Here is an 8368-nt window from a genome sequence, read left to right as displayed (position 1 = left end):
CTATTTCTTCATAGTACTCCTCTAGGCTCTCATAATACTTGAGTCTGTTTCCACATTCACAAAATTCGAATATCTCCTCCTCATCTTCAATTTCATAGTAAACGTTACATTTGTCACATATTAAATAGGGCATAACAACCCCCCACCACACTAAAAAATCAACTACAAAAAAATATTCTCGCCTTCCAAATTAATTTATTTTTTCTACAATAGATTATTGTAACATGCCAATAGACTACAATAGACTACAATAGACTACCAGTAATCTACAATAGACTACAATATGAAATTTTTAGAGTCTATGATTAAATGTTATGAGCGCAAATACAAGCGCAATGATCGCCAATACACCACAAAACAATACACCATAAACCTAAGAAAAGAAGACGTGGAATCGCAGGCCTTTGAATGCGAGGAGAAAGTTTGCATAATCCCAAAAACTTGTAGAAAACCATGAAAAATACAGGAAAATAATAGAAGAAAACAGAAAACTAACAAATCAATTAAGCCAATTACAGGCAGACTATGAAAAATTAAAAAATGAACACAGACATTTACAGGAAGTGTTCAAAAAAAGGGAAAAACGAATCAGCCACTTAGAAAATGAAGTAGAAAGATTACAAAACAGAAGCATATTCGAAATCATCTGGAAAAATTGACTAAAAGAAAGGCAATAGAAGGATCCAAAGATAAAAAGTAAAGCTGATTAATTCTGTGATAGTTCAGCTACTATCGTATCGTAAACTTTTGGGAGCCAAATATTAATTTCTCTTTTTGGCACTCCAAGAATTTGCAACAATCTCTTATCTAATTCAACTCGTGCCCAAAATCTTTCTTTGAACTGTTCTAATAATGAGGGGAATTCACAATCCTTTAATTCATCATATAATTTAAGCAACTCTTTTTTCTGCTCTTCACTCAAAAGTTCTACATCAATTATATCGAAAAGAATTAAATCTGACTCCCTCATGTCTGTGTAACCTTCCGTAGTTTGTCCTCGTAACAAAGTCAAATTAATTATCCCTAAAACTGAATTCAAAAATAGAGTGTTAATTTTGGCGACAAAATCTTTTAATAAAATATACTTGAATGCATCGGAACCTATAAATTTTTTGTCTGAACAAAATGCAAAAAAATATGTATTTTTGGAATTTGGCCTGAATCTACGAGCGATAACCATACATGCCTTTTTCATCTTCCTCTTGATGATATCGTAAGTGAAGTTTTCTTTGTCTTTGAATTTAGAAAATTTTAGGACAGTTTTCCACCCTTTAAATTTGTCAGTGATTATGTAATCCACATTTAATATATCAAATTTGTTAATATCAGTTACCGTTCTTAAAGCAGGGGCTAATTTTGATTTTTCAATCTTAAATGTCTTATCAGGATAATCTTTTATATAAAATTCTGCAAAGTCATCATCCTCTCTTTTTAGTATTAAAAAAGCATTTCTTATTCTATTCTCCTTTAAAGGGTTAGTTATGAACGCCATTTGAGAAAGACCACGAGGAGAAGAATGGAAACCTTCTACGATCTCTGATCCATTTAGCTTTCTTAACAATTGCCCGGCATATTTTTGGGTGGTTGAAAGGAAATTACTTAAAATTTGCGCTGATTTGGTGCTTGCGGGGCCAAAGAGTAGCATCAGGTTATCTATGTTTTCTTTGAGGGAATTGTACTCATAGTCGATAATATCCAAGTCTTTATCTGGAATAACTGGCTCTCCCTTTATGTGTTTAACAATTTTTCCAACCTCTTGATATGCTAATTCATGAATATCCTCATTTAAAATAACGAATCGAACTTTACCCTTATCGGACGGCCTTTTCTTCTTCGCGATTAATAATACATCCCTAAACTTCGCATTTTCCGAAAAGGCAACATTTTTTCCGGCTTTGACAACATATTCAATCTTATAATTTTCAACTAAATGTTTTCTTATTTTTTCCGTAGCTCCACCTCGGAATATATTTATTGGGATTACAACACCGATGCGTCCGCCCGGTTTAAGGAGGTAGTCACAAAGCGCCAGGAAATAACCCCAGAGGTTAACCTGGTGTCCACAAGTCTTCCCCAACCTATTATTTTCCAGTTCTTTTCTCATGTCTTCTGGCATTTTTTCTCTATCAGTAAAGGGTGGATTCATTATCACAACATCAACAGGTTCTAAATAAAATTCTTCTCCTCTTCCCTCTGGAGATATCGCACCTTCACTCTCTTTCTGGCTAGAAGCTCCAAGAAAAGTCTCTTGTATGGTAGCTGTATAAGGGGAAACTTTTATGCCTTTATCTTTAAATTCTTTCCTTATTAGTCCTTCAATTAATTTTAAAGAATCTTTCGTCGAAATTCTAACGACATTGGTCTCCTGTTCTATATTTTGGGTTGATAGATTTATTGTGGTAAGATGTGCGGCAAATGGCATTATGTCGATTCCTGTGAGATCTTCTTCAATAAATCTCCTATGCATTTCATTAAAATCTGTATAACCATATAATTCTTGGTAGAGTTTTTGTTTTCTTTTATAGGCAGAGACTAGCAGTGTGCCTGATCCACAGGCTGGATCTATAACTTTTTCATTCCAGGAATTTATAGTTAAACCGGCTAATATTTCCGCTGCGATGGGATGTGTATAGAAAGCTGCTAAGATTTTTCTAACCTCTGATGGGATTAGATCATGGAAGAATCTGCCTGATAGATCATGGGTTATATGTTCTGCTCTCAATAATTTTATCGCTTCTATTAATTCATTTAGGGTGTTGATAACAGCCTCCTTATTGGGGACATGACCTAAAATATTGATTTTATAAATGGATCTGTAGTTTATGTTTGTAATCTGGTCGAAATAATTTTGTAGTTCTTTGACACTCTCTATTTTTTCTAGTTCCGGTAACCTCTCATCTTTGGTTTTCCTTTTGAAAATGTGGTAAAAGAGGAGCTGATTAAACAACAGATAAGAAGCCAGAATCTTAACTTGTCTTTTAGCTGCTTCTTCGTCTTTTATTTCGCCAATTGAAGAAAACAGGTCTAATTTATTTACAACTTCTGAAACCAATTCATCCATTTCTATTTGGTAGATTATGTCACTAAGATCTTTAACATAACTTTTTATCAACTCGACTACAGTATTGAATTCAACTTTAACCTTCTTAGAAATAATTTTATCTTTTAGAGATTTAAAAAGTTCAATTGGTTTTATAACAAGACTCTCAGTCCAATAATCCGTTAAAACCAAAGCCGAAATCTCTTTTTCTAATGCAACCCTGGTTACAATGCTTTCATCAAAAATTGCCTGATCCCTGTACTCTTCTGGATAAATAAGTATTATTATATTTTGTGTTCCTAACTTTTTAGCATAATCATGGGCTTGTGCAACAGCTTTTAATCCAATATCAGGTCTCCCTATTTTAATCTCAATTACAAAAGAAACTTTATCCAAACTAAATAATATGTCAGGTTGTTTTCTAGCGACCCTGGTTTCCCCTATTGCTTCAAAACCAAGTTCTTGTAAATAACTTATTATTGGGGGATAAAGAGTTCTTTCTTCTATTCTGGGAAGGATCATGATAAACCCTGGTACTAATATTTGTTTAGTTTCATTTATGCACTATTTTTTTAAATATGTTGTTAGTTCTAATAATAAGTGTTAATCTTTCTGCACCTTATGATTTGCTACATAAGTTTAAAGAATTTGTATGTCAACTGACCTAGACCATGAACCAGAGTTGATTTTTATGACTTGGATTCTGCACTGAAGCCAAAATTTAGTCTACTTATCCAACCATACGGGCGAAGGGTAGGAAGTGGGTTTCCATTCCTGTTATTTCGCTATATATTAATACTGGAAAATCTCGCTCAGAGCGTGTTAAAAAAGCTTTTATTAAAAATGCTTCTTTTGAATTTTCTATGATTTTTTGCCATCTTTGTGGGTAGTACCGTGCAAGAGTACACAATATATACATTGCCAAAAAATGGGCGTCAATTACATGAACATTAAATTTCTCCTGTAATTCTCTTAGATCTCTTTTATTTCGATACACTTTGAAAGTATATTTGGCGGTAATATCATCTAATTCTCTTTTATGAGATGCGAGAATACCAGTCGTTCTAAACTCTTTAGGATTTTCTCTGCTTTCGTATGTGATTCTCCATTCATTGGCGATTCCTGGAATGACGGATAACAATTCTTTTAAATCAAAATTTAGTTTATTCTCTTTAAAAGTATAGAGGGTTGTATCACTGATATAAGTGTCTCTAAAAGTTTGAAACTCACCATTCCTCTCCACCTCAACCCTCAAAAGTGGCTTTCCATCATCATAAACTATCCGCAAGCCATGACTTTTAACCGGCTTTGATATTATATATGTCGAATCAATTAATGCTTTTGATAAACTGACCATACCATAATACAATAGTACGGGCTTTGTCAAGAATCCTGCTTCTCTTGCAGAGCGGTAATATTCATAGGCTTGCCTCATAAAAGTAACTACTTTAGAAGCAGCAGTTTCTATATTACGTCCATTTATAAATTTTTTAGGCATTCCTTTTTTCGTTTTCTTCAATTTTTTCCTTTCTTTACGGATTCGGTCTAAATTTATACCATAAAATTTGTTTTCAATTGCCTCCTTTAGAATTCTCTTCACGTTTTCTTGAGTTTGTAAAAGAATCATCTGATCCCATACGTATTCAAAAGTTGCTGGCGCATCAATACGATAACCTATTTTTTCACTTCTTACAATGCCTTCAATCATTTTACACCCCCATCTTCAATTTCATAGTAAACGTTACATTTGTCACATATTAAATAGAGCATAGCAACCACCACACTAAAAAATCCACTACAAAAAGTACTCTCACCTTCCAAATTAATTTATTTTTTCTACAATAGACTATTGTAACATGCTAATAGATTACAGTAGCTACAATAACCACTAAGATAGTATACAGTAGACTACTCATAATCTACAATAGACTACAATATGAAATTCTTAGAGTCCATGATCAAATGTTATGAGCGCAAATACAAGCGCAATGATCGCCAATACACCACAAAACAATACACCATAAACCTAAGAAAAGAAGACGTGGAATTGCAGGCCTTTGAATGCGAGGAGAAAGTGTGCATAATCCCAAAAATCCAATTCCAAAAACTTGTAGAAAACCAGGAAAAATACAGTAAAATAATAGAAGAAAACAGAAAACTAACAAATCAATTAAGCCAATTACAGGCAGACTATGAAAAATTAAAAAATGAACATAAACACTTACAAGAGGTGTTCAAAAAAAGAGAAAAGGAAGTCAGCCACCTGCAAAACGAAGTAGAAAGACTACAAAACAGGAGCATACTAGAGATCATCTAGAAAAATTAACCAAAAGAAAAGCAATAGAAGCACCTAAGGATTGACCTAAAAGTAGTCCAGCAAAAAAAATAATTTTATCCTAGAATTATTTTCCCCAAGAGACTTTTCAAGAAAATAAAGAATAATTTACAATTAGTATTTCATGTGAAAACTTTTATATATTAAATGTTTCATATGTGTACTTGGTGTGTCTCATATGACTGATCATAAGAAGAGAGTTCAAGTTACTTTTAATAAAAGCCAATGGAACCTAATAGAAAAATTGAGGGGCGAATTCGGAGAAAAAGACGCCGATATCGTTAGAAATATCATTTTAGCTTGGTTAGCCGAAAAATCATTCATTTCTTCAATAGCAAAAAAGAAAGAGGAACAAGAGCATGAAAAAAACAATCCATAAAATTTATTTTAAAAATGCAAATAACATGAGGGAAGTCTCAGATGAAACTATAAACCTCGTTGTCACATCACCACCTTATCCTATGATTGAAATGTGGGACAAACTCTTCTCCAAACTAAACACAAAAATCAAAGATCTGATAAAAGAGGGTAATGGCCCAAAAGCTTATCAGTTAATGCACCAAGAATTAGACAAGGTCTGGATTGAAGTGGATAGAGTCATGGCTCCTGGGGGTATTGTCTGCATAAATATTGGTGATGCAACAAGGAAAGTTGGAGACGAGTTCAGATTGTATCCTAACCATAGCCGGATAATCAGTTTCTTTTCAGAAAGTCTTGGGTATCAGGTTTTGCCATTTATAATTTGGAGGAAGCAGTCAAATAAGCCAACAAAATTTATGGGTTCTGGGATGCTACCACCAAATGCTTATGTAACCCATGAACACGAATACATATTAATATTCCGAAAGGATGGGCCTCGCCAATTCAAAACAGAAGAGGAAAAGGAAAGAAGGAGAGAGAGCGCATACTTCTGGGAAGAGCGGAACAAGTGGTTCTCGGATGTATGGACAGATCTAACCGGTGTTTCACAAAAGCTAAACCATAAGGGTTTAAGGGAAAGAGCTGCGGCATATCCATTTGAACTTGCCTACAGGTTAATAAACATGTATTCAATAATTGGAGATTGGGTTTTAGATCCTTTTTTAGGTACAGGGACCACTACGGCTGCAGCGGCTTGTACGGGGAGAAATTCTATAGGTTATGAGATCGATCCTAACTTCAAGGAGTTGATAGAGTCAAGAATAGCTGAAACTATAAAGTTTGCCAAAGAAGTTGTCATGGAGCGTATAAGGAAGCATATGGATTTTGTCAAAGAAAAAGGTGGAAAATATTTATCGGTGAATTATGGGTTTAGGGTTGTAACGGGCCAAGAGCGAAATATTCGATTATATTTAATGAAAAATTATAAAAAAAGAGATGATAACACTTTAGAAGTCCATTATAAAGAAATAAGCGCATTAGATATAGAAAAAACCTATAAAAAGCGGGTGCAGGCCAAATTAATCGAGATCTAAGTTATGGTAAATATAAAGGTACCTGTCAGTTTCTTTATAGAAGATCATCTCAACATCTATTTCTTCTCTTACTGTTGGCTTTTTTGATCTATAAGTTATTGGTTTAATAGAAATTGGTGTGGATCCGATAAATCCATCAATATTTTTACTTTCTTCTTCTGGTGTTGCTAAACGCCATTTGCAACCTACAGAATCTGCAAGAGTCTTTAGAATAATCTCCTGGATTATTAGGCCCTTTGCAGTTTTTGTTATGACCAAGTCTTCTACCCATTCCCTAACCATCTTTTCATCTATTAAATCCATTGCCTCTTTCATCTTTTCTATCATCCGACTAATTTTCTTTGTTGCCTTTTCAATAGCATCAGGATAACGTTCCAAATACCATCTTCGCCAACCTTCATAACTTTTATCAGGACATTGCTGTATCAGTTCCGATAACTGGCCAACAACCTTAGGTCTCGTGCCTTGAGCATTTTGATTAGCTAAATTGATAATCTGGGTTGTATATTTCGGGAACTTTTTCTCTTCTCCAGTTATTTTCTTCACTTCATTTTTAAAATCCAATTTGATTATATTAAATTCTTCAAACCCCTTAGACATTCCCCTCCCTCTTTCTGTACTATATTAACATCAACATACCAATGTGGAAATAATGGTCATAACTACTACATATGTGTCACTTAATCAGATAAAGAATTGTCCGAAAAAAATCTGGCTTTGACATAACTACTCCTACTTTTAAGTAACTTTAAAGTTCTTTGTTTCCAATCCATGTATGGTGCATGAAAGTGGAAGGCATTGTTGAGAATAGAAGCATCATGATAAAAATTTTGAGGACTTTTCCAAGATTTTAGCGATTCTTTCTTCTTTTAACTTGTGATTTCCAACAGATGCCCTAAATATTAAACGTAATAGCTCATTTGCCTTGATAAATTCTCCATTTAAATGGAGACTTTTTTTGGTGGCCTTGGATCTGGTCAGGTTTAATAGTAGACTTCACCACCTCTTTCTTTTACATATTCTCGGTAGTATTCTTGGTATTCTGGCTTCATGTTGTAGAAGCGCCATGTCTTTTCACCCATATAAACGCGGTGTCCGCATTCGTAGACGCGGTAGATGTGTCCGTGCATTATCCCATTTGCATCTATTAAATAAGGTACTTCGTCCACGCAGCGGAGTGGAGCGCCACAATACGGACAGAATGACACGTTCCACTCATTCCCTGGTTCAGTGCCGGTATTGCCTGGATTACTTGTAGTTTTGTTAGTCGTGATTGTTGTATTTTTTGTGGTTTTGGATGGGAGGATTGGTTTTTCTTGGAGGAGTGGTCCTGTGGTGAATCCTAGGGCTGTTGCTAGGACAAAACAGGCTACAAAAAGGGCTTTTGTTGTTTTGTCCATAAATTCACCTTTTATTTTTTTGTCAAGAGATGAATTTTAGGCGGCACATCCCCAAACCTTATAAAACAATATTTTCCTGTAACAATCCACACTTATTATTTACATTATTTGTAAGATTTCAATCAAATTTAAATCTTGC

General features: G+C 34.3%; 8 protein-coding genes. 3 read left to right on the top strand and 5 right to left on the bottom strand.

Translation table 11 applies throughout. The features are described 5' to 3' along the window. The 3 genes from H5T45_06765 to H5T45_06755 all read right to left on the bottom strand — a co-directional run. On the bottom strand, positions 1 to 133 hold a 133-nt coding region (locus H5T45_06765; protein ID MBC7129409.1), incomplete at its 3' end, for an NERD domain-containing protein. Positions 134 to 706: 573 nt separating this feature from the next. Next, entirely contained in the window at positions 707 to 3562 is a 2856-nt protein-coding gene (locus H5T45_06760) for an N-6 DNA methylase (GenBank protein MBC7129408.1), read from the bottom strand. A gap of 208 nt (positions 3563 to 3770) precedes the next feature. Beyond that, positions 3771 to 4748 (bottom strand): hypothetical protein, encoded by a 978-nt coding sequence (locus tag H5T45_06755; GenBank protein ID MBC7129407.1) that lies wholly within the window; start codon positions 4746 to 4748, stop codon positions 3771 to 3773. A gap of 228 nt (positions 4749 to 4976) precedes the next feature. Between H5T45_06755 and H5T45_06750 the strand changes: the two genes are divergently transcribed. From H5T45_06750 to H5T45_06740, 3 genes are all read left to right on the top strand, one after another. Continuing rightward, positions 4977 to 5357 carry a hypothetical protein gene (locus H5T45_06750; GenBank protein ID MBC7129406.1) on the top strand — a complete coding sequence of 127 codons (381 nt, stop codon included), beginning with the start codon at positions 4977 to 4979 and terminating at the stop codon, positions 5355 to 5357. Positions 5358 to 5553: 196 nt separating this feature from the next. Next, positions 5554 to 5754: a CopG family transcriptional regulator gene (locus H5T45_06745; GenBank protein MBC7129405.1), complete on the top strand. Its 201-nt coding sequence runs from the start codon at positions 5554 to 5556 to the stop codon at positions 5752 to 5754. Further along, positions 5735 to 6829 carry a site-specific DNA-methyltransferase gene (locus H5T45_06740; GenBank protein MBC7129404.1) on the top strand — a complete coding sequence of 365 codons (1095 nt, stop codon included), beginning with the start codon at positions 5735 to 5737 and terminating at the stop codon, positions 6827 to 6829. Before H5T45_06745 ends, H5T45_06740 begins: the two co-directional genes overlap by 20 nt. Here H5T45_06740 and H5T45_06735 read toward each other — a convergent pair. Both H5T45_06735 and H5T45_06730 read right to left on the bottom strand, forming a co-directional pair. After that, positions 6815 to 7429 carry an MjaI family restriction endonuclease gene (locus tag H5T45_06735; protein ID MBC7129403.1) on the bottom strand — a complete coding sequence of 205 codons (615 nt, stop codon included), beginning with the start codon at positions 7427 to 7429 and terminating at the stop codon, positions 6815 to 6817. The genes H5T45_06740 and H5T45_06735 overlap by 15 nt on opposite strands. A 383-nt stretch (positions 7430 to 7812) precedes the next feature. Then, positions 7813 to 8229, bottom strand: a complete 417-nt coding sequence (locus tag H5T45_06730; GenBank protein ID MBC7129402.1) for a hypothetical protein — start codon at positions 8227 to 8229, stop codon at positions 7813 to 7815. Between the last annotated feature and the right edge of the window lie 139 nt (positions 8230 to 8368).

The organism is Thermoplasmatales archaeon (genome assembly GCA_014361245.1).
GTDB lineage: Archaea > Thermoplasmatota > E2 > UBA202 > JdFR-43 > JACIWB01.
Note: the sequence above shows the minus strand (reverse complement) of the source record. Positions and strands in the feature narration are given on the sequence as shown.

What these genes read in the sequence shown, in the direction of transcription:
- H5T45_06760 (MBC7129408.1), bottom strand. Translation starts at nt 3,562, where the DNA reads ATGATCCTTCCCAGAATAGAAGAAAGAACTCTTTATCCCCCAATAATA.
- H5T45_06755 (MBC7129407.1), bottom strand. Translation starts at nt 4,748, where the DNA reads ATGATTGAAGGCATTGTAAGAAGTGAAAAAATAGGTTATCGTATTGAT.
- H5T45_06750 (MBC7129406.1), top strand. Translation starts at nt 4,977, where the DNA reads ATGAAATTCTTAGAGTCCATGATCAAATGTTATGAGCGCAAATACAAG.
- H5T45_06745 (MBC7129405.1), top strand. Translation starts at nt 5,554, where the DNA reads ATGACTGATCATAAGAAGAGAGTTCAAGTTACTTTTAATAAAAGCCAA.
- H5T45_06740 (MBC7129404.1), top strand. Translation starts at nt 5,735, where the DNA reads ATGAAAAAAACAATCCATAAAATTTATTTTAAAAATGCAAATAACATG.
- H5T45_06735 (MBC7129403.1), bottom strand. Translation starts at nt 7,429, where the DNA reads ATGTCTAAGGGGTTTGAAGAATTTAATATAATCAAATTGGATTTTAAA.
- H5T45_06730 (MBC7129402.1), bottom strand. Translation starts at nt 8,229, where the DNA reads ATGGACAAAACAACAAAAGCCCTTTTTGTAGCCTGTTTTGTCCTAGCA.